General features: G+C 74.1%; 18 protein-coding genes and 1 rRNA gene. 11 read left to right on the top strand and 8 right to left on the bottom strand.

The features are described 5' to 3' along the window. Window positions 1-30: 30 nt before the first annotated feature. Window positions 31-2,157: a CARDB domain-containing protein gene (locus tag ACYVDA_RS03375; protein WP_460815088.1), complete on the top strand. Its 2,127-nt coding sequence runs from the start codon at window positions 31-33 to the stop codon at window positions 2,155-2,157. Further along, the gene (locus ACYVDA_RS03370) at window positions 2,154-2,663 is read left to right on the top strand and encodes a hypothetical protein (RefSeq protein WP_460815087.1); all 510 of its coding nucleotides are present in this window, start codon (window positions 2,154-2,156) and stop codon (window positions 2,661-2,663) included. Before ACYVDA_RS03375 ends, ACYVDA_RS03370 begins: the two co-directional genes overlap by 4 nt. A gap of 6 nt (window positions 2,664-2,669) precedes the next feature. On the opposite strand, the gene ACYVDA_RS03365 is transcribed toward ACYVDA_RS03370, so the two are convergent. Together ACYVDA_RS03365 and ACYVDA_RS03360 are read right to left on the bottom strand one after the other, a co-directional pair. After that, a complete protein-coding gene (locus tag ACYVDA_RS03365; RefSeq protein ID WP_460815086.1) occupies window positions 2,670-3,446 on the bottom strand; it encodes a 3-hydroxybutyrate dehydrogenase in 777 nt (258 codons plus the stop codon). Between the two features lie 86 nt (window positions 3,447-3,532). Then, window positions 3,533-5,386, bottom strand: coding sequence for a helix-turn-helix domain-containing protein (locus ACYVDA_RS03360; protein WP_460815085.1), 1,854 nt, complete (start codon window positions 5,384-5,386; stop codon window positions 3,533-3,535). A 64-nt stretch (window positions 5,387-5,450) separates the two neighbouring features. Here ACYVDA_RS03360 and ACYVDA_RS03355 point away from each other — a divergent pair, with 64 nt between their 5' ends. After that, window positions 5,451-7,613, top strand: a complete 2,163-nt coding sequence (locus ACYVDA_RS03355) for a helicase-associated domain-containing protein (protein ID WP_460815084.1) — start codon at window positions 5,451-5,453, stop codon at window positions 7,611-7,613. Window positions 7,614-7,643: 30 nt separating this feature from the next. On the opposite strand, the gene serA is transcribed toward ACYVDA_RS03355, so the two are convergent. The 4 genes from serA to ACYVDA_RS03335 form a co-directional block, all read right to left on the bottom strand. Then, the gene (gene serA, locus ACYVDA_RS03350) at window positions 7,644-8,849 is read right to left on the bottom strand and encodes a phosphoglycerate dehydrogenase (RefSeq protein ID WP_460815083.1); all 1,206 of its coding nucleotides are present in this window, start codon (window positions 8,847-8,849) and stop codon (window positions 7,644-7,646) included. Window positions 8,850-8,950: 101 nt separating this feature from the next. Continuing rightward, the gene (locus ACYVDA_RS03345; RefSeq protein WP_460815082.1) at window positions 8,951-10,615 is read right to left on the bottom strand and encodes a DNA repair helicase XPB; all 1,665 of its coding nucleotides are present in this window, start codon (window positions 10,613-10,615) and stop codon (window positions 8,951-8,953) included. Between the two features lie 53 nt (window positions 10,616-10,668). Then, the gene (locus ACYVDA_RS03340) at window positions 10,669-11,100 is read right to left on the bottom strand and encodes a TY-Chap domain-containing protein (protein WP_460815081.1); all 432 of its coding nucleotides are present in this window, start codon (window positions 11,098-11,100) and stop codon (window positions 10,669-10,671) included. 70 nt (window positions 11,101-11,170) lie between these two features. Further along, window positions 11,171-11,905: a GntR family transcriptional regulator gene (locus tag ACYVDA_RS03335; RefSeq protein ID WP_460815080.1), complete on the bottom strand. Its 735-nt coding sequence runs from the start codon at window positions 11,903-11,905 to the stop codon at window positions 11,171-11,173. A 98-nt stretch (window positions 11,906-12,003) separates the two neighbouring features. Between ACYVDA_RS03335 and iolC the strand changes: the two genes are divergently transcribed. The 7 genes from iolC to ACYVDA_RS03300 all read left to right on the top strand — a co-directional run bounded on the left by iolC (window position 12,004) and on the right by ACYVDA_RS03300 (window position 20,267). After that, a complete protein-coding gene (gene iolC, locus ACYVDA_RS03330; RefSeq protein WP_460815079.1) occupies window positions 12,004-12,960 on the top strand; it encodes a 5-dehydro-2-deoxygluconokinase in 957 nt (318 codons plus the stop codon). After that, complete coding sequence (locus tag ACYVDA_RS03325) at window positions 12,957-13,862, top strand: Cgl0159 family (beta/alpha)8-fold protein (protein WP_460815078.1); 906 nt, start codon at window positions 12,957-12,959, stop codon at window positions 13,860-13,862. The genes iolC and ACYVDA_RS03325 overlap by 4 nt, the downstream gene beginning before the upstream one ends. After that, a complete protein-coding gene (iolB, locus tag ACYVDA_RS03320; protein ID WP_460815077.1) occupies window positions 13,859-14,797 on the top strand; it encodes a 5-deoxy-glucuronate isomerase in 939 nt (312 codons plus the stop codon). Before ACYVDA_RS03325 ends, iolB begins: the two co-directional genes overlap by 4 nt. Beyond that, entirely contained in the window at window positions 14,794-16,761 is a 1,968-nt protein-coding gene (iolD, locus tag ACYVDA_RS03315) for a 3D-(3,5/4)-trihydroxycyclohexane-1,2-dione acylhydrolase (decyclizing) (RefSeq protein WP_460815076.1), read from the top strand. The genes iolB and iolD overlap by 4 nt, the downstream gene beginning before the upstream one ends. Beyond that, a complete protein-coding gene (locus ACYVDA_RS03310) occupies window positions 16,758-17,657 on the top strand; it encodes a TIM barrel protein (RefSeq protein WP_460815075.1) in 900 nt (299 codons plus the stop codon). Before iolD ends, ACYVDA_RS03310 begins: the two co-directional genes overlap by 4 nt. Window positions 17,658-17,691: 34 nt before the next feature. Further along, complete coding sequence (locus ACYVDA_RS03305) at window positions 17,692-18,705, top strand: Gfo/Idh/MocA family protein (protein WP_460815074.1); 1,014 nt, start codon at window positions 17,692-17,694, stop codon at window positions 18,703-18,705. A gap of 65 nt (window positions 18,706-18,770) precedes the next feature. Next, window positions 18,771-20,267 (top strand): CoA-acylating methylmalonate-semialdehyde dehydrogenase, encoded by a 1,497-nt coding sequence (locus ACYVDA_RS03300; RefSeq protein WP_460815073.1) that lies wholly within the window; start codon window positions 18,771-18,773, stop codon window positions 20,265-20,267. A 73-nt stretch (window positions 20,268-20,340) separates the two neighbouring features. On the opposite strand, the gene ACYVDA_RS03295 is transcribed toward ACYVDA_RS03300, so the two are convergent. Beyond that, window positions 20,341-21,069, bottom strand: a complete 729-nt coding sequence (locus ACYVDA_RS03295) for a copper homeostasis protein CutC (protein ID WP_460815072.1) — start codon at window positions 21,067-21,069, stop codon at window positions 20,341-20,343. 9 nt (window positions 21,070-21,078) lie between these two features. Between ACYVDA_RS03295 and ACYVDA_RS03290 the strand changes: the two genes are divergently transcribed. Continuing rightward, complete coding sequence (locus ACYVDA_RS03290) at window positions 21,079-21,423, top strand: hypothetical protein (protein ID WP_460815071.1); 345 nt, start codon at window positions 21,079-21,081, stop codon at window positions 21,421-21,423. A 133-nt stretch (window positions 21,424-21,556) separates the two neighbouring features. On the opposite strand, the gene rrf is transcribed toward ACYVDA_RS03290, so the two are convergent. Beyond that, window positions 21,557-21,673, bottom strand: a 5S ribosomal RNA gene (gene rrf / locus ACYVDA_RS03285). Window positions 21,674-21,681: the final 8 nt, after the last annotated feature.

Genomic DNA, 21,681 nt, shown 5'->3' with positions numbered 1-21,681 from the left:
CCTGCGACGACATCGACGTGAGGACTGCTCATGCACGCACGCAGGTTCATCCGCTCCCGGGTCACGCGCATCGCAGCGGCGACCGCCCTGGCCGTCGGCGCCTCCCTGACGGGCCTCGCGTCGGTCTCCGAGGCCGCCACCCCGGCCGGCGGCACGGTCTCCGACGCCTCCCCCTCGACCTCGTGGACCGGCGGCCCCTTCGTGGCCCCCAACGCCACCGGCGCGGCCGGCGACCCCGACTGCACCGCCCCCGGCTCGTGCGACGACTTCAAGCTCCACGTCGACACCGCTGCGGCGTACGGCGACACCCACCGGCTGCGCGTCACCGTCGGCTGGACCAACACCGCCGCCGACTTCGACGTCTACCTGCTCGACGCCCAGGGCAAGACGGTCGCCACCGCCGCCTCGGGCGCGGACCCGGAGACGCTGCTGACCGCGCCGACCGCCGGCGACTACACCGTGCGCGTCGTGCCCTACCTGCCCCTCGGCTCCTCGTTCACCGCGAAGGCCACGCTGGAGTCCACCCCGGCCGCCCCGGCGCCCGGCACCGAGACGCCCCCGACCTTCGCCAACTACACGGCGCCGTCCTCGTTCGCCGACGCCAACAACGCCGGTGAGCCCTCGATCGGGGTGAACCACAAGACCGGCGCCGCGATGTACCAGGCCTACCTCTCGACCTACAAGGCCACCTTCGACGACTCGGTCTCCCCCGCGAAGGCGACGTGGAGCGACGTCTCGGCCAAGGCCACCAACGGCTGCCTGGTCGGCAGCACCAAGTCGCTGGACCCGATCCTGTTCACCGACCCCAAGACGGGCCGCACGTTCGAGTCGCAGCTGAGCGGGGCCAACTCCCTGACCTGCTACACCGACGACGACGGCAAGACCTGGAACCCCAGCACCGGCGGCGGCATCCCCAGCGGCGTGGACCACCAGACCATCGGCGGCGGCGCCTACGCCCCCTCCGGGATCGGGGCCCTGCCCACCAGCACCTACCCGCACGCGGTCTACTACTGCAGCCAGGACATCGCCACGGCCTTCTGCGCGGCCTCGCACGACGGCGGCACGACCTTCGGCAACGGGGTCCCGACCTACAGCCTGCTCGACTGCGGCGGCCTGCACGGCCACGTCAAGGTGGCGCCGGACGGCACCGCCTACCTGCCCAACAAGAGCTGCGGCGACACCGCGGCCCTGCTGACCTCGACCGACAACGGCGGCAGCTGGACCGTGCACAAGGTCCCGGGCAGCAGCGTCGGCGACTCCGACCCCTCGGTCGGCGTGGGCGCGAAGGGCCGGGTCTACTTCGGCTACGTCGGCGCCGACGGCCGTCCCGGCGTCGCGACCAGCGGCGACAAGGGCAGCACCTGGGCGCACAACCAGCCCCTGGGCGCCGACCTCGGCATCAAGAACGCGGTCTTCCCGACCACGGTCGCCGGTGACGACGACCGCGCCGCGGTGGCCTACCTCGGCACCACGACCGGCGGGAACTACCAGGACGCCGCGACGTTCAAGGGCGTCTGGCACCTCTACGTGTCCACGACGTACGACGGGGGCGCCACCTGGCAGACCAGCGACGCCACTCCGACCGACCCGGTCCAGCGCGGCTCGATCTGCACCGGCGGCACCACCTGCGGCAACGACCGCAACCTGCTGGACTTCATCGACACCTCGGTGGACTCCCACGGCCGGGTGCTCGTCGGGTACGCCGACGGCTGCATCAAGACCTGCGTGACCGACGCCTCCGAGACCAGCGGGGCCGGCCCGGCCGACGCCCAGGCGGCGTACGCCACCATCGCGCGGGAGAGCGCCGGCAAGACGCTGTACTCGGCGTACGACCCGCAGCCGAACCTGACCCTGACCTCGGCCCGCACCACGCAGACCCGCACCGGGTTCGCCGACGTGATCACGGTCCGCAACACCGGCAAGGCGGCTGCTCGCGGGTTCAGCACGGCCGTCTACGACAACGGCCACCGCGTGCGCCTGGTCTCCCACGGCCGGCTGGCCCCCGGCGCGACGTACCGCACCCGGGTCACCTGGCGCGCGGCGACCTCACGCGGTCACCGTCGCCTGCACACGGTCACGACCGTGGTCGACCCGGGTCGCCACGTCACCGAGACCAGCGAGAGCGACAACCGGCGCACCACCCGGCTGCACCGGTGACCCTGGCACGCGTCGCCGGCGGCGCGCTGGTGCTCCTCCTGGCGACGGGGACCACCGCCTGCGGCTCGGGAGGCTCGTCGTCCGCCGCCGGCGCGTCGCCCTCGTCCTCACCCTCCGCCGCGGAGAAGGACGCCGGCGAGAAGTCCGGCGAGGCCGCCGACACCACGACCTGCGTGAAGGACGCCCGGGCCTACTCCGGCACGAAGCCCGCCGGCTTCGCCCGGGACTTCCCGCTGCCGCAGGGTGCGGTGCTCACGGGCGTGCAGGACCGCGGCGCCGACGGCGTGGTCGCCACGGCGGTGGTGAGGGCGAGCCTGCGCACCGTGCTGGCCCACCTCAACGGCCCGGCCCAGGCCCAGGGGTTCAAGGTGACCGAGGGCGAGACCGAGGAGCACGACGCCGAGGCCAACTGGGCCGGCAACGGCTACCGCGGGCGCTGGGCCATCCGCGACTCCGCCACCTGTCCCGGCGAGGTCGTCCTCCAGCTGCTGTCGAAGAAGCAGTAGCGCCGCCTACTGGGCGGTCCAGCCGCCGTCCATCAGGTAGGACTGGCCGTTGATCGAGTCGGTGCCGGGGCCGCAGAGGAAGCCGACCACCGCGGCCACCTCGGCGGGCTCGACCAGGCGCTTGACCGGGGTGCGGGCCAGCAGGACCTTCTCCAGGACCTCGTCCTCGCCGATGCCGTGGCTGCGGGCCTGGTCGGCGATCTGGCCCTCCACCAGCGGCGTGCGGACGTAGCCCGGGCACACGGTGTTGCTGGTGACCCCGCGGTCGGCCCCCTCCAGGGCGATCACCTTCGAGAGGCCCTCGAGCCCGTGCTTGGCCGAGACGTACGCCGACTTGTACGCCGACGCGCGGTGGCCGTGGACCGACGAGACGTGCACGATGCGGCCCCACCCCCCGGCGTACATCCCGGGCAGGACCTCGCGGGCCAGCAGGAACGGCGCCTGGAGCATGATCCGGTGGATCAGCGCGAACCGCTCGGGGTCGAAGTCCTCGATCGGGGCGACGTGCTGGATGCCGGCGTTGTTGACCAGCACGTCGATGCCGCGCTCGCGCAGGCCGAGTCCGGCGATCGCGGCGTGGTCGCCCAGGTCCGCGGTCATCGCCTCGCCGCCCACCTCGTCGGCGGCCGCGCGGGCCCCGGCCTCGTCGCGGTCGAGCAGGATCACCTCGGCGCCGGCGTCGGCGAGCCGGGCGGCGACCGCGCGGCCGATCCCGCTGGCGGCGCCGGTGACCAGCGCGGTGCGGCCGGACAGTCCGGAGGCAGGGGTCGGTGAGGACGTCATGCTCCCGACCGTACGTCGCCCCGATCACCGCGCGTCATGTGCCACCCACCACCAGATCGGACCGGGGCATGTGCCCGGCTCACCCCTCACCGACGCAGGCGCTCCATCTGCAGGGCGAGCTGGACGTCGAGCTTGCGCCGTGGGTCGCGCCAGCCCTCGCCGAGCAGCTGGCCCACGCGGTCCAGGCGCTGGCCGACGGTGTTGGGGTGGATGTGCAGCCGGGAGGCCGTCTCGCGCACCCCGCCCCCGGCGGCGAACCAGGCGTCGAGGGTCTCGGCCAGCTGGGTGTCGCGGTCGCGGTCGTAGGCCAGCACCGGGCCCACGGCGGCCTCGATGAACTCCCCGAGCTCCGCGGGACCGTTGCCCCCGAGCAGCAGCCGGGCCAGCCCCAGGCCGGCGGGGTCGCTGACCTCGCCGGTGCGTCCCAGCCGCAGCAGCGCTTCCAGGGTCCGGACCGCCTCGCGGTAGGCGTGCGCCACCGCCGGCACGCCGCCCGTCGAACGGGCCACCCCGACGGTGCAGCCGGGCACCCGGGCGGCGAGCAGCTGCCCCAGGCCCACGGGGTCACCGGGGGCGAGCAGGACCGCCCGCCCGTGCTGGACCGCCCCCAGGCCGTGCTGCTCGCGGGCCAGCGTGGCCACCAGGCGGGCGGAGGCCTGGTCGCCGCGGGCCTCGCACTGGGCCACGGCCAGCGCCATCGGGGCGTCGACGTCGGCCCCCTGCCGGCGCGCCCGCTCCCGCAGGCGCACCGGGTCGAGGTCCTCGCGACCCGCGACCAGGTCGACGAGCAGCTCGCCGCGCACGCGGCTCTCGGCCTCGGCCTCGGTCCGGCCGAAGAGGAGCACGAGCGCACAGACCAGGGCACCTCGTTCGAAGGTGCGTCGCTCGGCCAGCTCCATCGCGATCCCCGTGTGCAGCACCAGCGTGCCGAGGCGCTCGTCGCCGGCGGCGGCGACCGCCACCCATACGCCGCCCTCGGACTGCACGCAGCGACCCGACGCACGGGCGCGCGCGGCGTCGGCGCCCAGGACACGGACGTCCCCGTCGGCCGGCTCGCCGGCCACGAGCCGGTCGTCCTCGCCGTACACCGCCAGCCGCCCGTCGAGGACCTCGGCCAGGACCTTGGTGACCTCGGGCAGCCCGCCCCCGGCCAGGAGCACGTCGGTGAGCCGGTCGTGGGACTCCGCCGCGCGCTCGGTCGCGCGGGTCCGCGAGAGCAGGGTCGCGTGGGCCTCGTCGGCCGCGGCCACGGCGTCGCGGGCCTGCTCGAAGAGGCGGGCGTTCTCCAGCGCGACGGCGGCGTGGGCGGCGAAGGACGACAGCAGCGCGACCTCGCCGGGCGGGAACGGTCGCACCCGGCGGTGCACCGCGAGGAGGGCCCCGATCACGGTCCCCTCCACCGTCAGCGGTACCCCCAGGATCGCCCGGATGTGCTCACCGCCCACCGCGGTGTCGATGAAGTCCTGGTGCACGAACCGGTCGTCGGCCTGGTAGTCCTCGGTGAAGTACGGCGCCCCGTCCTGCGCGACCAGCCCGAGCAGCCCGGTGCCCAGGGGCAGGCGCAGGCTGCTGAACTCCGGGGTCAGCGCCCCGTCGGTGACCCGCATGTACGACGCCCCGTCGGCCACGTCGTTGAGCGAGAGGTAGGTCATGTCGGCCCCGAGCAGCTGCCGGGCCCGGCGCACGATCGCGGCCAGGATCGTGTCGAGGTCGCGGATCGCGGTCAGGTCGCGCGCGGTCTCGAACAGCGCGGTCAGCTCGGCCTCGCGGTCGCGCTGGCGGGTGATCTGCTCGTGCAGGCGCAGGACCAGCCGGTGCTGGGCGGCCTGGGCGGCCTGCTGCTCCGGCGTGCCCCCGGTGGCGGAGGCGGCGTACGCGTCGAGGTCGCTGCGCGTCGCACCGGCCAGCAGCAGCTCCAGGATGCGGGTGGTCACCTCCATGCGCCGATGCTCCCACCCCGCGTACCAGCGTCGCGGTTCCCGCTCCCTGCGTAGGATCGAGCGGATGTCCACCTCCGCTCCCCGCACCCTGGCCGACCAGCTCCGCAGCTGGTCCGACGAGCAGCTGGCCGCCCTCCTCGAGGCGCGTCCCGACCTCGCGGCCCCGGCGCCGCACGACTCCTCCCAGCTGGCCGCGCGGGTCGTGGTGCGCGCCTCGGTGCTGCGCGCCATGGACGCCCTCGACGCCCTCGAGCTCGGCGTCCTCCAGGCCCTGGTGCAGGAGGTCGACCCCGAGGTGCTCGGCGCCGACGCGGCGGCCGTCGAGCGGGCGCTGGAGCGGCTCCGCGGGCTGGCGCTGGTGTGGGGCGCGGGCGACCGCCCGCTGCTGGTGGTCAGCGAGCTGCTGCGACGTCCCGAGGGCCCCGCGCGCGAGGAGGTCGAGGGACTGCTCGACGCCCTGGACCCCGCCGCCGCGGCCGTGCTCGACCGCCTGCTCGAGACCGGCTTCGACGGCCGGTGGAGCGGCGGCGCCGGCCCCACCGCCGGCCTGGTGGCCTCGGGCCTGCTGGCCCGGGTCGACGCCCACCACGTCACGCTGCCCTGGACGGTGCGCCTGGCCCTGGAGGCCCGCGAGGGCCGTCCCCTGCACGAGCCTCCCGCCGTGGCGACCACCCCCCGCCCCGTCGAGCTGCGCGACCGGGCCGCCGCCGGCGCCGCGTTCGAGCTCGTGCGCCGCACCGAGCTGCTGCTGGACCGCTGGAGCACCCACCCGCCGACCGCACTGAAGCAGGGCGGGCTGGGCGTGCGCGACCTCAAGGCCGCCGCCGCGCTGCTCCACGTCGAGATCGAGGTGGCCGCCCTGGTGATCGAGACCGCCGCGGGCGCCGGCCTGCTGGCCCAGGGCCACACCGAGCAGGCCGACGCCGCGTGGCTGCCCACCGACGCCTACGACGCCTGGCTGGCCGGCGGGGCGGCCCAGCGCTGGACCACGCTCGCCCGGACCTGGCTGACCAGCCCCCGCCAGGTCGCGCTGGTCGGCGGGCGGATCGCCGACCGGCCGGTCAACGCGCTCTCGGCCGACCTCACCCGCGCCTGGATCGCGGGGCTGCGCCACGACCTGCTCGAGCGCCTGGTGGCCCTGCCCGAGGGCGAGGCCCTCGCGGGCGCGGCCGGCGTGGACAGCCTCGTGCAGCAGATGCGCTGGCGTCGCCCCCGCCGGGCCGCGAGCCGCCTGGCCCAGGTGCCCGACCTGGTCGACGAGGCGGCCCTGGTGGGGGTCACCGGGCTCGACGGCCTGTCCGGCTTCGGCCGTGTCCTGGTGGCCGGTGACGACCCCACGCCCGCGCTCGCCGAGCTGCTCCCGGACCCGGTCGACCACGTGCTCCTGCAGGCCGACCTCACCGCGATCGCCCCCGGCCCGCTCGAGCAGGAGCTGGCCCGGCGGCTGGCGATGGTCGCCGACGTGGAGTCCCGCGGCGGGGCGACGGTCTACCGGTTCGCGGCCACCTCGGTGCGCCGCGCCTTCGACGCCGGCTGGTCGGCCGCCGAGGTGCACGACTTCGTGGCCTCCACCTCACGCACCCCGGTGCCGCAGTCGCTGACCTACCTCGTCGACGACGTCTCGCGCCGCTTCGGCACCCTGCGGGCCGGCCAGGCCGAGTCGTTCCTGCGCAGCGACGACGAGACCGCGCTGACCGAGCTGCTGCACGCCCCCGGCGTCGAGGCGCTGCGGCTGCGCCGGATCGCCCCGACCGTCCTGGTCTCCGAGCTGCCGCTGTCGACCCTGCTGCCCCGGCTGCGCGACCTGGGTCAGGCCCCGGTCGTGGAGGCCGTCGACGGGACCGTGCGGGTGGCCCGACCCGACGTGCTCCGCGCCCGCAGCCCGCGCCGCCGCGGCCAGGTGCCCGACGGCGTGCGCGTCGGCGCGCGCACCCCGGCGGTCGTCCAGGCCATCCGGGTCGGCGACCGGTCGGCCGCCCAGCGGCCCCAGCGCGGCGACGGCGCCTCGACGCCGGGCGAGGTCGTCGCGCTGCTGCGCCAGGCCGTCGAGTCCCGGGAGTCCCTGGTGATCGGCTACGTCGGCAACGACGGCACGGTCGCCGAGCGCACGGTCACCCCCGACCGCGTCGAGGGCGGCCAGCTCCGCGCCCACGACGAGCGGTCCGACGAGCTGCGGGTCTTCGCGCTCCACCGGATCACCGCGGTGGCCCGGGTGCCCGTCGCCTGACCCGGGTCTCGCCCCGGTTCTCGGCCCGGCTCAGGCCGAGTAGGTCCGCAACCAGATCGTCGAGTCGTCCTTCTCCAGACCGTCGACGGCCCCGGCGGGCAGCGGGGTGGCGAGGTCGGTGACGACGTACCCCTGCTCGCCGCGGGTGGAGAGGTACTGCGCCGTCACGTTGGCCTCGTGGTCGGCCAGCACCTGGTTGACGCCGGCCAGGACGCCGGGGACGTTGCGGTGCAGCAGCGCCACCCGCGACCCCTCGGCCAGCGGCGGCACAGGGACGGTGGGCAGGTTGACCGAGAGCTCGGTGGAGCCGGCGAGGAGGTAGCGCGAGAGCTTGCCGGCGACGAAGTAGCCGATCTCCTCCTGCGCCTCCTGGGTCGACCCGCCGACGTGCGGGGTCAGGATCACGTTCGGCAGGCCGCGCAGGGCCGACTCGAACTCGTCGCCCTGAGCCTTGGGCTCGACCGGGAACACGTCGAGCGCGGCGCCGGCGATGTGGCCCGACAGGATGTGCTCGCGCAGGCTGACGTCGTCGACGACCATGCCGCGCGAGGCGTTGATGAACAGCGAGCGCGGCTTCATCTTCGCGAACTGCGCGGCGCCGAACAGGCCGGCGTTGCCGGGACGGCCGTCCACGTGCAGGGAGACCACGTCGGCCTCCTCCAGCAGCGCGTCCAGGGTGGGCACGCGCCGGGCGTTGCCGTGGGCCAGCCGGTCGGCGGTGTCGAAGAAGATCACACGCAGGCCCATCGACTCGGCCAGGTTGGACAGCTGGGTGCCGATGTTGCCGTAGCCCACGATGCCGAGCGTGCGCCCGCGCACCTCGTGGCTGCCCTGGGCCGACTTGTCCCAGACCCCGGCGTGCATCTTGTCGGTCTTCTCGGTCAGCCGTCGGGCCAGCGAGATGATCTCGGCGATCACCAGCTCCACGACGCTCCGGGTGTTGGAGTACGGCGCGTTGAAGGCCGCGATCCCGCGTCGCGCGGCGGCGTCGAGGTCGATCTGGTTGGTGCCGATGCAGAAGGCGCCGATCGCGGTCAGGTCGGTGTGGGCCAGCACCCGCTCGGTGATCTTGGTGTTGGAGCGGATCCCGACCAGGGAGATCCCCTGGAGCGCCTCGATCAGGTCGTCCTCGCCCAGGGAGCCCGCCCGGGTGTGCACCTTCACGCCGTGACGCTCGAAGACGTCGGTCGCGGTGGGGTGGATGTTCTCGAGCAGCAGGACTTCGGGCGTGGTCACCCGCCCGAGTTTACGAGCCTGCCCCGGCCCGCCTGCTCCCCCGCCCCGCCGCGAGACGCCGCGGCGCACGACGGTCGAGCTCGGAGCGGGGACCCACGGCCCTACAGGTCGTCGGCGTCCATGATCCGGTAGGCGTAGCCCTGCTCGGCCAGGAAGCGCTGGCGGTTCTGGGCGAAGTCGGCGTCGACGGTGTCGCGGGAGACGATCGTGTAGAAGCGGGCCGGCTTCTGGGTGCCGTCGGCCTCCTTCTTCTTCGGTCGCAGCAGCCGCCCCAGGCGCTGGGCCTCCTCCTGGCGCGAGCCGAAGGAGCCGCTGACCTGGATCGCCACGGCCGCGCCGGGCAGGTCGACGGAGAAGTTGGCGACCTTGGAGACCACCAGCAGCGGGATCTCGCCGGTGCGGAACCCCTCGAAGAGGCGCTCGCGCTCTTTCACGGTCGTCTCCCCCTTGATGACGGGGGCGTCGAGGTGCTCGGCGAGCTCGTCGAGCTGGTCGAGGTACTGACCGATCACGAGCGTCGGCTCGCCGGGGTGCTGGGCCACCAGCTGCTCGGCGACCTTGGTCTTCTCGTGGGTGGTGCTGGCCAGCCGGTAGCGCTCCTCGGGCTCGGAGGTGGCGTAGGCGATCCGCTCTCCCTCGGGCAGGGTCACCCGCACCTCGACGCAGTCGGCGGGCGCGATCCAGCCCTGGGACTCGATGTCCTTCCAGGGCGCGTCGTAGCGCTTGGGCCCGATCAGGCTGAAGACGTCGCCCTCGCGGCCGTCCTCGCGCACCAGCGTCGCGGTCAGGCCGATCCGGCGGCGGGCCTGGAGGTCGGCGGTCATCCGGAAGATCGGCGCGGGGAGCAGGTGCACCTCGTCGTACACGATCAGGCCCCAGTCCTTGGCGTCGAGCAGCTCCAGGTGGGGGTAGACGCCCTTGCGACGCATCGTGAGCACCTGGTACGTCGCGATGGTGACCGGCTTGATCTCCTTCTTGGCCCCGCTGTACTCCCCGATCTCGTCCTCGGTCAGCGACGTGCGCCGCACCAGCTCGGACTTCCACTGCCGCGCGCTGACGGTGTTGGTGACCAGGATCAGCGTCGTCGCCTGCGCCCGGGCCATCGCCGCCGCACCGACCAGGGTCTTGCCGGCGCCGCAGGGCAGCACGACCACGCCGGAGCCGCCGTGCCAGAACGAGTCGGCCGCCTCCTGCTGGTAGGGGCGCAGCGTCCACTCGGTCTGGTCCAGGTCGATCGCGTGGGCCTCGCCGTCGACGTACCCCGCGAAGTCCTCGGCCGGCCAGCCCAGCTTGAGCAGCGCCTGCTTGAGGTTGCCGCGCTGGCTGGGGTGCACGACGACCGAGCCCTCGGAGCCGGGGACGCCGTCGAGCCGCTCGCCGATCATGCCGGCGACCTTCTTGGCCCGGAGCACCTCCTCGAACACCGCACGGTCGGTGCTGGAGAGCACCAACCCGTGGGTCGGGTGCTTGTCCAGGCGCAGACGGCCGTAGCGCGCCATCGTCTCGGCCACGTCGACCAGCAGCGCGTTGGGCACCGCGTAGCGGCTGAACGTCAGCAGGACGTTGACCACCTGCTCGGCGTCGTGGCCCGCGGCGCGCGCGTTCCACAGCCCGAGGGGGGTGAGCCGGTAGGTGTGGATGTGCTCGGGGCTGCGCTCCAGCTCGGCGAAGGGCGCGATGGCCTTGCGAGCGGCATCGGCCTGCTCGTGGTCGACCTCGAGCAGGAGCGTCTTGTCCGACTGGACGATGAGGGGGCCGTCAAACATGTCGGGCGGAGTCTACGGGGACCCCGGTCGTGGCCGCCGGTCCGCGGCCGCGCTCACCCCGCGGAGGTCTCCAGCACCAGGTCGCCCGGGCGCGCACCGAGCAGCTGCAGGGTGGCCACCATCAGGTCGCCCACCCCCTCGGCCTGCGACACCTCGACCACCACGTCGAGGTTGGGGGTCTGGGTGCCGTACTCCTCCTCGCGCTCGTCCGGCGTGCGCCAGCCGAGCTCGCGCAGCATCTCGATGGTGCTGTCGCTCATGTCCCAGGCCCCGCCGAGGGCGGTCGGGCCCACGCACTCCGCGGAGAGGAAGTCCACGACCCGCAGCACCTGGACGTAGCGGGTCTGCACGGGCCGCGAGCGCCGGGACCGCCACCGGGACCGCACGGGCGGGGGCGGCTCGCCGAGGACCACGAAGCTCGCGTCGTCGAGGCCGTGCAGGGCAGCACGCAACGCCTCTCGGACCGCGGGCCAGTGCTCGAACACCACACTCAACGGTAGGGGCCCTCGAGCGCGCGCGTCGAGGGCTCGTCCACCGGTCGTCGACGACTTGCGCTCACCGCTCGTCGACCATCAGCTCGATGGAGTAGTCGCTGGCGCGGTAGCTGTGGTCACCGAGCTCCACCGCCACCCCGGCCGCGTCGAAGGCCGTGCGGGTCATGGTCAGCACCGGCCCGCGCGTGGCCAGGTGACGCTTCTCCGCCGCCGTGGGCATCCGGGCGCCGATGGTCTGGCGGGCCACCACGGGCCGGACCCCGCGGGCGCGCAGGGCGGCGTACAGGCCGTGGTCCTCGAGCTCCTCGCGCGTCAGGTCGGCGTACGCCGGGGGGAGCCAGTTGTGGAGCACCGCCAGGGGGAGGTCACCGGCGTACCGGACCCGGACCAGGGCGAGCAGCGGGGTCTCGGGGGGCAGGTCGAGCCCGGTGGCGGCGCGCTCGTCGGTGACCGTGCCGAGATCCACCACCTCGGTCCGCGGGGCCCGCCCCTCGCGCTCGAGGTCGTCGTAGAGGCTGGTCAGCTCGACGTTGCGGTGGACCTTGCGGTTGGCCACGGTCGTGCCCAGCCCACGACGCCGCAGCAGCAGGCCGTGGTCGACCAGCTCGGAGATGGCCTGTCGCACCGTGGGCCGCGAGAGCCCCAGCCGCTCCCCCAGCGCGACCTCGTTCTCGAACGGGTCGCCCGGCTGCAGCCGGCCGTCGGAGATCGCGGCCGTGAGCTGCTCGGCGAGCTGGTGGTAGAGCGGCACGGGCGAGGACCGGTCGATGCTGAGCTCGATCCGACGCGCGTCCATGAGCGGCACCGTAGCGCATCCGACGACCTGAAGTCCTGACGTCAGAATGTCATGACAAAGCCTTGACCGCGACCGGGCAGGTGGGGAAGGCTGGACCCATGAGCACCGACCTGGTCGCGATGGGACGCACCGGCGTCGACGTCTACCCGCTGCAGCACGGGGTCGGGCTCGAGGAGGTGCGCACCTTCGAGAAGTTCCTCGGCGGCAGCGCCACCAACGTCGCGGTCGCGGCCGCCCAGCACGGCGAGCGCGTCGTGCTGGTCACCCGCACCGGGGACGACCCGTTCGGGCGCTTCGTGAAGCTGGAGGCCACGCGGCTCGGGGTCGACGCCTCCCACGTCGTCGCCGCGCCGGGCCCGCCGACGCCGGTCACGTTCTGCGAGGTCTTCCCGCCCGACGACTTCCCGCTCTACTTCTACCGCTACCCCACCGCCCCCGACCTCCAGCTGGTGCCGGACGACCTGCCCCTGGAGGAGATCCGCGAGGCGACGGTGTTCTGGTCCACCGTCACCGGGTTGTCCCAGGAGCCGTCGCGGTCCACCCACCACGCGGCGTGGGAGGCCCGGGGCCGCCGTCGGCACACGGTGCTCGACCTCGACTACCGCCCGATGTTCTGGGACACCGCCGAGCACGCCTCGGCCGAGGTGGACCTCGCCCTGGAGCACGTCACGGTCGCCGTCGGCAACCGGGAGGAGTGCGAGGTCGCCGTCGGCGAGACCGACCCCGAGCGCGCCGCCGACGCGCTGCTCGAGCGCGGCCTGGAGCTCGCGATCGTCAAGCAGGGCCCGCGCGGCGTCCTGGCCGCCACCGCCGACGAGCGCGTGGTCGTGCCGCCCTTCCCGGTCGAGGTCGTCAACGGCCTCGGGGCCGGCGACGCCTTCGGGGGCGCCCTGGTCCACGGCCTGGTCCAGGGCTGGGACCTGCGCCGCACCCTGGAGTTCGCCAACGTGGCCGGCGCCCTGGTCGCCGGGCGCCTGGAGTGCTCGACCGCCATGCCCGACGAGGCCGAGGTCCTCACCGCCCTGGACCGCGCCCCCTGGAGGACCACCGCATGAGCACCGCGACCCTGACCGACCTCGCCGAGGTCCCCGACCTGACCGAGATCCGCGCGCGCCGCCCCGGCGCCGTCGCCGAGCGGTGGTCGCAGCGCCGCCGCCGCGAGCTGCTCGGGCAGGACGGACGACTGCTCCTCGTGGCCGCCGACCACCCCGCCCGCGGCGCGCTCGGCGTGCGCGAGGACCGCTGGGCGATGGCCGACCGGCGCGACCTGCTGGCCCGGCTCGCCACCGCGCTGGCCCGGCCCGGTGTCGACGGGGTGCTGGGCACCCCCGACGTGCTCGACGACCTGCTGCTGATGGGCGCGCTGCAGGACAAGGTCGTCGTCGGGTCGATGAACCGCGGCGGGCTCCAGGGTGCGTGCTTCGAGCTCGACGACCGCTTCACGGCGTACTCCGCCTCGGAGATCGCCGCCCGCGGCCTGGACGGCGGCAAGATGCTGACCCGGATCGCCCTCGGCGACCCCGGCACCGCCGCCACCCTGGAGGCGAGCGCGCGGGCCGTCACCGAGCTGGCCGAGCGTGGGCTGATGGCGATGGTCGAGCCGTTCATGTCCGTGCGCGAGGGCGACCACGTGCGCAACCTGCTGGACGCGGAGAACACCCTGCGCTCGGTCGGGATCGCCGCCGGGCTCGGCGCCAGCAGCGCCCACACCTGGCTCAAGCTGCCGGTCGTGCCCGACCTGGCCCGGGTGATGGCCGGCACCACGCTGCCCACCCTCCTGCTGGGGGGCGACCCCGCCGGTGACCCCGACGAGACGTACGCCGCGTGGGGACGCGCGCTGGACCTGCCGGCCGTGCGCGGTCTCGTGGTCGGCCGGGCCCTGCTCTACCCCCACGACGACGACGTGGCCGCCGCGGTCGACGTCGCCGCCGGCCTGGTGCACGGAGCCGTCGGGTGAGCGCCGCGGAGCCGCGCTGGGTGCTGCCGCACGGGCAGGCCGCCAGCGCCGACTTCCAGGTCGACGTCGACGACAGCCTCCCGGGCTGGCACCACACCGCGCTGCGGGTCGCCGAGCTCGACGAGGGCCAGCAGGTGAGCGTGTCCGCCGACGCCTGGGAGCACGTCGTGGTGCCCCTCTCCGGCTCCGCGCGGGTCGAGGCCGTCACCGCCGACGGCTCCGAGCACGCGGCCGACCTCGCGGGCCGCGCGAGCGTCTTCAGCGGGCCCACCGACGTGGTCTTCGTGCCCGCCGGCGCCACCCTGACCCTGACCGGCACGTCCCCGGCGGCCCGGATCGCGGTCTGCGGGGCGCGGGTGGGCGAGCGGCCCGCCGACGCCCCCTTCCGCCACCTGCCCGCGGCCCAGGTGCCCGTCGAGCTGCGCGGCGCGGGCACCTGCTCGCGCGAGGTGCGCAACTTCGCGGTGCCCGACGTGCTCGAGGCCGACTCCCTGATCGCCTGCGAGGTGGTCACCCCGGCCGGCAACTGGAGCTCCTACCCGCCGCACAAGCACGACGAGGAGCGACCCGGGCTGGAGACCCAGCTGGAGGAGATCTACTACTTCGAGACCCAGGTCGAGGGGGCCGCGGCGGGCGCCGCCGTGCCCGCGCACGCCGACCCGGTCGGCTACCAGCGCCTCTACGGCACCGACGACCGGCCGATCGACGTCCTCGCCGAGGTCCGCACCGGCGACGTCGTCCTGGTCCCCCACGGGTGGCACGGACCGGCGATGGCGGCCCCGGGCTACGACCTGTACTACCTCAACGTGATGGCCGGCCCCGGCGAGACCCGGGCCTGGCTGATCTGCGACGACCCGGCCCACGGCTGGGTCCGCGACACCTGGGCCGACCTCGACGTCGACCCCCGACTGCCCCTGGGAGGGACGACCCGATGAGCAGCACCGTCCGGATGACCGTCGCGCAGGCGGTGGTGGAGTTCCTCGCCGTGCAGCACACCGAGCGCGACGGCGTGCGCCGGCCGCTGTTCGCCGGCTGCCTGGGGATCTTCGGCCACGGCAACGTCGCCGGGATCGGCCAGGCGCTGCTCCAGCACGAGACCCGCGCCGTCACCGAGGGCCGCCGCCCGGGCCTGCCCTACGTGCTGGCCCGCAACGAGCAGGCGATGGTCCACACCGCGGTGGGCTACGCCAAGCAGGCCGACCGGCTCCAGACCTGGGTCTGCACCGCCTCGGTCGGCCCCGGCTCGACCAACATGCTCACCGGCGCGGCCCTCGCCACGATCAACCGGGTCCCGGTCCTGCTGCTGCCCTCGGGCACGTTCGCCACCCGACGCTCGGCCCCCGTCCTCCAGGAGCTCGAGACGTCGTACGCCGGCGACGTCACCGTCAACGACGCCTTCCGGCCGCTCTCGCGCTTCTTCGACCGGGTGACCCGCCCCGAGCAGCTGCCCTCGGCCCTGCTCGCGGCCGTGCGCGTGCTCACCGACCCCGTCGAGACCGGTGCGGTCACGCTCGCGCTGCCCCAGGACGTGCAGGCCGAGGCCCACGACTGGCCCACCGAGCTCTTCGCCGAGCGCACCTGGCACGTCGCCCGGCCCCCGGCCGAGCGGTCCCGCATCGAGGCGGTCGCCGAGCTGGTGCGGTCCTCGCGCCGCCCGATGGTCGTGGCCGGCGGGGGCGTGCACTACTCGGGTGCCGAGGTCGCGCTCGAGGCGCTCTGCGACGCCACCGGCATCCCGGTCGGGGAGACCCAGGCCGGCAAGGGCTCCCTCGTCCACGGCCACCCGCAGCTCATGGGCGCCGTCGGGTCGACCGGCACGACGGCGGCCAACGCGCTGGCCCGCGAGGCCGACCTGGTGATCGGCGTCGGCACCCGCTGGAGCGACTTCACGACCGCCTCGCGCACGGCCTTCGCCGCCGAGGGGGTGCGCTTCGTCAACCTCAACGTGGCGCCCGTCGACTCGGTCAAGCACGCCGGCCTCTCGGTGGTCGCCGACGCCCGCGAGGCCCTCACCGACCTGGCCGCCGCCCTCGGCGACTGGGCCGTGCCCGAGGCCTACCTCGCCGAGCAGCAGGAGCGCTGGGCCGACTGGGACGCGCAGGTCGAGGCGGCCTTCCACCCGGGCCCCGAGGTCGTCGAGGACCTGGCCCCCGGGGTGCTCACCCAGTCCGAGGTGCTCGGCATCGTCAACGAGCACAGTGCGCCCCGCGACGTCGTGGTGTGCGCCGCCGGCTCGATGCCCGGTGACCTGCACAAGCTCTGGCGCGTGCGCGACCGCCGGGCCTACCACGTCGAGTACGGCTTCTCCTGCATGGGCTACGAGGTGCCGGCCTCGATCGGCGTACGCCTGGCCGACGAGACCCGCGACGTCTTCGCGCTGGTCGGCGACGGCGGCTACCTGATGATGCCCACCGAGCTGGTCACGGCCGTCCAGGAGCGCGTCAAGGTGATCGTGGTGATCGTGCAGAACCACGGGTTCGGCTCGATCGGCGCCCTGTCCGACGAGCTCGGCTCCCAGCGGTTCGGCACCCGCTACCGCTACCGCGGCGAGCAGGGTCGCCTCGACGGCGACGTGCTGCCCGTCGACCTCGCCGCCAACGCCCGCAGCCTCGGCGCGACCGTGCTCGAGGTCCAGGACCGCGACGGCCTGGTCGACGCCGTACGCCGGGCCAAGGCCGCCCCCGACACCGGACCGGTCGTCATCCACGTGCACACCGACCCGTTGGTCGGCTCGCCCGACAGCGAGTCCTGGTGGGACGTCCCCGTCAGCGAGGTCGCCGAGCTGACGAGCACCGTCGACGCCGCCGCCCGGCACGCCGTCCACCGCGAGGCCCAGCGGCCCTACCTCACGCCCACCACCCCTCTCACCGACCCCACTGCGCCAGGAGAAGCACGATGACCCGTCCCGCCCTGATCGGCACCGCCCCCGACAGCTGGGGGGTCTGGTACGCCGACGACCCGGCGCAGACGCCCTGGGAGCGCTTCCTCGACGAGGCCGCCACCGCCGGATACACCCGGATCGAGCTCGGCCCCTACGGCTACCTGCCCACCGACCCCTCGCAGCTCTCCGAGGAGCTCGAGCGCCGTGGCCTGACCCTGGTCGCCGGCACGATCTTCGAGCACCTGCACCGCCCCGACTCCTGGGAGTCGACCTGGAAGGACGTCTCCGCCTCGGCCTCGCTGACCGCGGCCATGGGCGCCGAGCACCTCGTGGTGATCCCGGACTTCTGGCGCGACCCGGCCGACGGGCGGGTGCTCGAGCCCTCGACGCTGACCGAGGAGGAGTGGCCGGCGTACGCCCGCCAGGTCGACCGGCTGGCCAGGGCGGTCAAGGAGGAGTTCGGCCTCCAGCTGCAGTTCCACCCCCACGCCGACACCCACGTCGACACCCAGGACGCCATCGAGCGCTTCCTGGCCGAGACCGACCCCGACCTGGTCACCCTGTGCCTGGACACCGGCCACGTCGCCTACTGCGAGGGCGACAGCCTGGCGATCATCGAGAAGCACCCGGAGCGGATCGGCTACGTCCACCTCAAGCAGGTCGACCCCGCCGTGATGGACAAGGTCCGCGCCGAGGGCCTGGGCTTCGGCGAGGCGGTCAAGCTGGGGGCGATGTGCGAGCCGCCGCGCGGCCTGCCGCAGATGCCGCCCGTGCTGGAGGCGCTCGCCGCGCTCGACCACGTCGAGCTGTTCGCCGTCGTCGAGCAGGACCTCTACCCCTGCTCCCCCGACGTCCCGGCGCCGATCGCGACCCGCACGCTGGACTACCTGCGGTCCTGCGGCCCGCTCGCCTGACCCGACCCACGACCCCCCGGAGAAGACCCCACCCATGAGCACCCCCCAGCGCCCCTTGCGGGTCGGCGTCATCGGCGTCGGCACGATGGGCGCCGACCACGCCCACCGGCTGGCCACCCGTGTCGCCGGCGCCACCCTGGCCGCCGTCGCCGACCCCGACCACGAGCGCGCGTCCGCCCTCGCCGCGTCCCTGTCCCCGCCGGGCCGCGAGGTCGCGGTCCACGCCGACCCGTTGGCGCTGGTGGCCGACGAGGGCGTCGACGCGGTCGTGATCGCCTCCCCGGGCTTCGTCCACGAGGAGCAGGTGATGGCCTGCCTGCAGGCCGGCAAGCCGGTCCTGTGCGAGAAGCCCCTGACGATGGACGTCGCCTCGGCCCGCCGGGTCGTCGAGGCCGAGCGCGCCGGCGGCCGCCCGCTGGTGCAGGTCGGCTTCATGCGCCGCTTCGACCCGGAGTACGTCGAGATGAAGCAGCTCCTCGACTCCGGCGACCTCGGCCGGCTCCTGCTGGTCCACAACGTGCACCGCAACAAGTCGGTCGCCGACGGGTTCCGCTCGGAGATGATCGTCAAGGACTCCCTGGTCCACGAGGTCGACGTGTGCCGCTGGCTGTTCGGCGAGGAGATCGTCGAGATCACCGTGCACTCCCCCGCTCCCAGCGGGCTGGCCGACGCCGGGGTCGTCGACCCGCAGGTGGCGGTGTTCAAGATGGCCGGCGGCGGCCTGGCCACCACCGAGGTCTTCGCCAAGTCCGGCGTCGGCTACGAGGTGCGCTGCGAGGCCAGCGCCGAGCGCGGCAACGCCACCACCGGGCTGGGCCGCGGCGTGCTCGTCCGCTCCGGCGGCCGGTGGGGCGGCTCGATCCCCGACGACTACCGCGAGCGCTTCGAGGCGGCGTACGACGTGGAGGTGCAGGCCTGGGTCGAGGCCAGCCTCGGGGGCGAGGTCGTCGGCCCCACCGCCTGGGACGGGTACGCCGCCGTCGCGGTCTGCGAGGCCGGCGTGGCCTCCCTGACCAGCGGCGCACCCGTCGCCGTCGACCTGACCTGAGACACTCACCGCAGCCGCCCGACACCACCGACCGGGCGGCGACGCCCGACAGAGGAGCAGCACCCATGACCGACCGCATCACCCACCTGATCGCCGGCTCCCCCTGGGAGGGGACGGCCGAGCGCACCAGCCCCGTGTTCAACCCCGCCACCGGCCAGCAGACCGGCGAGCTCGACCTCGCCTCGGCCGACCTGGTCGCCGAGGTCGTCGCGGGCGCCCACCAGGCCTGGCGCGGCGGGTGGGGCGACGCGTCGCTGTCCAAGCGCACGCAGGTGCTGTTCCGCTTCCGCGAGCTGCTCAACCGCGACAAGGAGGAGATCGCCGCGCTGATCACCGCCGAGCACGGCAAGGTGCTCTCCGACGCGCTCGGCGAGGTCACCCGGGGCCTGGAGGTGGCGGAGTTCGCGTGCGGGATCCCCAGCCTGCTCAAGGGCGGCTTCTCCGAGAACGCCTCCACCGACGTGGACGTCTACTCGATCCGCCAGAGCCTCGGTGTCGTGGCCGTCATCTCGCCCTTCAACTTCCCGGCCATGGTGCCGCTGTGGTTCGTCCCCGTGGCGATCGCCTGCGGCAACGCCGTGGTGATCAAGCCCAGCGAGAAGGACCCCAGCGCGACGATCGCCGTGGCGAAGCTGTGGACCGAGGCCGGGCTGCCCGACGGCGTGATGAACGTGGTCAACGGCGACAAGGAGGCGGTGGACGCGCTCCTGACCCACCCGGACGTGAAGTCGGTGTCCTTCGTGGGCTCCACGCCGATCGCGCGCTACGTCTACGAGACCGGCACCGCGCACGGCAAGCGGGTCCAGGCCCTCGGCGGGGCCAAGAACCACATGCTCGTCCTGCCCGACGCCGACCTCGACCTGGCCGCCGACGCCGCCATCAACGCCGGCTTCGGCTCCGCCGGTGAGCGCTGCATGGCGATCTCGGCCCTGGTGGTCGTGGACTCGGTCGCCGACGACCTCGTCGGGCGGATCACGAGCCGGATGAGCGGCCTGCGCACCGGCGACGGCACCCGCGGCTGCGACATGGGTCCCCTGGTCACCGCGGCCCACCGCGACAAGGTCACCTCCTACCTCGACGCCGGGCTCTCCGAGGGCGCCGAGCTCGTGGTCGACGGTCGCGGCGCCGACATCGACGCCGAGGGTGAGGGCTTCTTCCTGGCCCCGACCCTCTTCGACCACGTGAAGCCGGGGATGTCGGTCTACGACGACGAGATCTTCGGGCCGGTGCTCTCGGTCGTCCGGGTGGCGTCGTACGACGAGGGGCTCGAGCTGATCAACGCCAACCCCTACGGCAACGGCACTGCGATCTTCACCAACGACGGTGGTGCCGCGCGCCGGTTCCAGCACGAGGTCGAGGTCGGCATGGTCGGGGTCAACGTCCCGATCCCGGTGCCGGTGTCCTACTACTCCTTCGGCGGGTGGAAGAACAGCCTCTTCGGCGACAGCCACGCGCACGGCACCGAGGGCGTGCACTTCTTCACCCGGGGCAAGGTCGTGACCTCCCGCTGGCTCGACCCCAGCCACGGTGGCCTCAACCTCGGGTTCCCGCAGAACACCTGAGACTCAACCGGCCCCGGTGGACCGGCCCGCTTCTCGAGCAGCCGGTCCACCGGGGTCGTCGCGCGTCCGGGGGTCAGTCGACCGGCAGACCGAGCGCCCGGCCCAGGGCGTCGTCGATCAGCATCCGCCAGGACCGCACGTGGTCCGGCGCGACCGACGAGCGCGTCCAGGACCCGCCGGGCCGCGCCGACGACCCGATCGCGAACCGGCGCACGCCGGCGCGCACCAGCCACGGCACCACGTCGGGCCGCAGCCCACCGGCCGCGGTCACCTTCGCCGCCACGCCCGGGTCGGCGGCCGCCTGCCGCATCAGGTCCTCCACACCGTGCACAAGACCCCGGGTCGACCCCGCGGTGATCACCGAGTCCAGGCCGGGCAGGTCGAGGACGTCGCGCCACGCCCTGCCGGGCTCCAGCGCCTCGTCGAAGCCCAGGAACGCCCAGGGGGTCCCCCCGGTCTCGGCACACATCTCGGCGCAGCCCGGGCGGTCGATCTCCAGGTCACGGTCCAGGAAGCCGTACGCGAGACCGGCCACCCCCAGCTCCACGAACTGCTCCCCCAGCGCGACCAGGCGGTGGAAGGGCATCACGGGGTCGCGCAGGGTGACCCACACCGGCAGGTCGGTGGAGCGCAGCACCGAGGAGACGGTCGCCTGGTCCGGTGACCGGGGCCCGTCGGCCGGGTCGACGCCCAGCAGAAGCCGGTCCGCCCCGCCCGCGGTGGCCCCTTCGGCGTCACGGGGGTGCAGCACGACCACCGCGAGGTCGACGGCGTCGGTGGTCGGCGCGGGGTCAGGGGTCACAATGACATCGTGACATCCGACGACCTGGTGATGAGGGCACGCGCCCTGGTGTTGCACGACCTCGAGTCCACCGGCGTGGCCGACCCCGCGTCGGTGTCCGCGCTCGAGGCCGCACTGGCCGACCGCGCCTGGTGGTTGGAGCAGTGGGCCGAGGGCCGCGACTTCGTCCTGGGCCTGGTCGCCCAGGACGTGCAGGACGCGCTCCTGGAGAGCAACGGGCGCTGGCCGCTCTGCCGGGTCTGCGACGACACCGAGCCGCACGCCCTCTACGTGCACCCCGATCTCGGCGGACCCGACCCCACGTGGGTGTGCGAGCACGCCGGCATCGAGGTCGCCCCCATCGGCCACCTCTGACCCCCAGCTCGCGAGGGGGCTCGTGTGGTGGCCCAGGAGGCGCATCTGGTCATCGCAGGTCATCCGCACCAGGGCATGCAAAAAGACTGATGGCCGCACCCCTTCTCAGGGATGCGGCCATCAGTGAAAAATTGTCCGGCGACGTCCTACTCTCCCACGACCTCCCGGTCGCAGTACCATCGGCGCTGAACGGCTTGACTTCCGGGTTCGGAATGGGACCGGGTATTTCCCGTTCGCTATGGCCGCCGTAACTCTATG

Source organism: Nocardioides korecus (assembly GCF_054778395.1).
The sequence above is the reverse complement of the archived record's forward strand: the minus strand, read 5'-3'. Positions and strand labels throughout refer to the sequence as shown.

Excerpts from the sequence above, each read along its gene's own strand:
- ACYVDA_RS03375 (WP_460815088.1), top strand. The coding sequence starts at position 31 with ATGCACGCACGCAGGTTCATCCGCTCCCGGGTCACGCGCATCGCAGCG.
- ACYVDA_RS03365 (WP_460815086.1), bottom strand. The coding sequence starts at position 3,446 with ATGACGTCCTCACCGACCCCTGCCTCCGGACTGTCCGGCCGCACCGCG.
- ACYVDA_RS03360 (WP_460815085.1), bottom strand. The coding sequence starts at position 5,386 with ATGGAGGTGACCACCCGCATCCTGGAGCTGCTGCTGGCCGGTGCGACG.
- ACYVDA_RS03355 (WP_460815084.1), top strand. The coding sequence starts at position 5,451 with ATGTCCACCTCCGCTCCCCGCACCCTGGCCGACCAGCTCCGCAGCTGG.
- ACYVDA_RS03345 (WP_460815082.1), bottom strand. The coding sequence starts at position 10,615 with ATGTTTGACGGCCCCCTCATCGTCCAGTCGGACAAGACGCTCCTGCTC.
- ACYVDA_RS03335 (WP_460815080.1), bottom strand. The coding sequence starts at position 11,905 with ATGGACGCGCGTCGGATCGAGCTCAGCATCGACCGGTCCTCGCCCGTG.
- iolC (WP_460815079.1), top strand. The coding sequence starts at position 12,004 with ATGAGCACCGACCTGGTCGCGATGGGACGCACCGGCGTCGACGTCTAC.
- ACYVDA_RS03325 (WP_460815078.1), top strand. The coding sequence starts at position 12,957 with ATGAGCACCGCGACCCTGACCGACCTCGCCGAGGTCCCCGACCTGACC.
- iolD (WP_460815076.1), top strand. The coding sequence starts at position 14,794 with ATGAGCAGCACCGTCCGGATGACCGTCGCGCAGGCGGTGGTGGAGTTC.
- ACYVDA_RS03310 (WP_460815075.1), top strand. The coding sequence starts at position 16,758 with ATGACCCGTCCCGCCCTGATCGGCACCGCCCCCGACAGCTGGGGGGTC.
- ACYVDA_RS03305 (WP_460815074.1), top strand. The coding sequence starts at position 17,692 with ATGAGCACCCCCCAGCGCCCCTTGCGGGTCGGCGTCATCGGCGTCGGC.
- ACYVDA_RS03300 (WP_460815073.1), top strand. The coding sequence starts at position 18,771 with ATGACCGACCGCATCACCCACCTGATCGCCGGCTCCCCCTGGGAGGGG.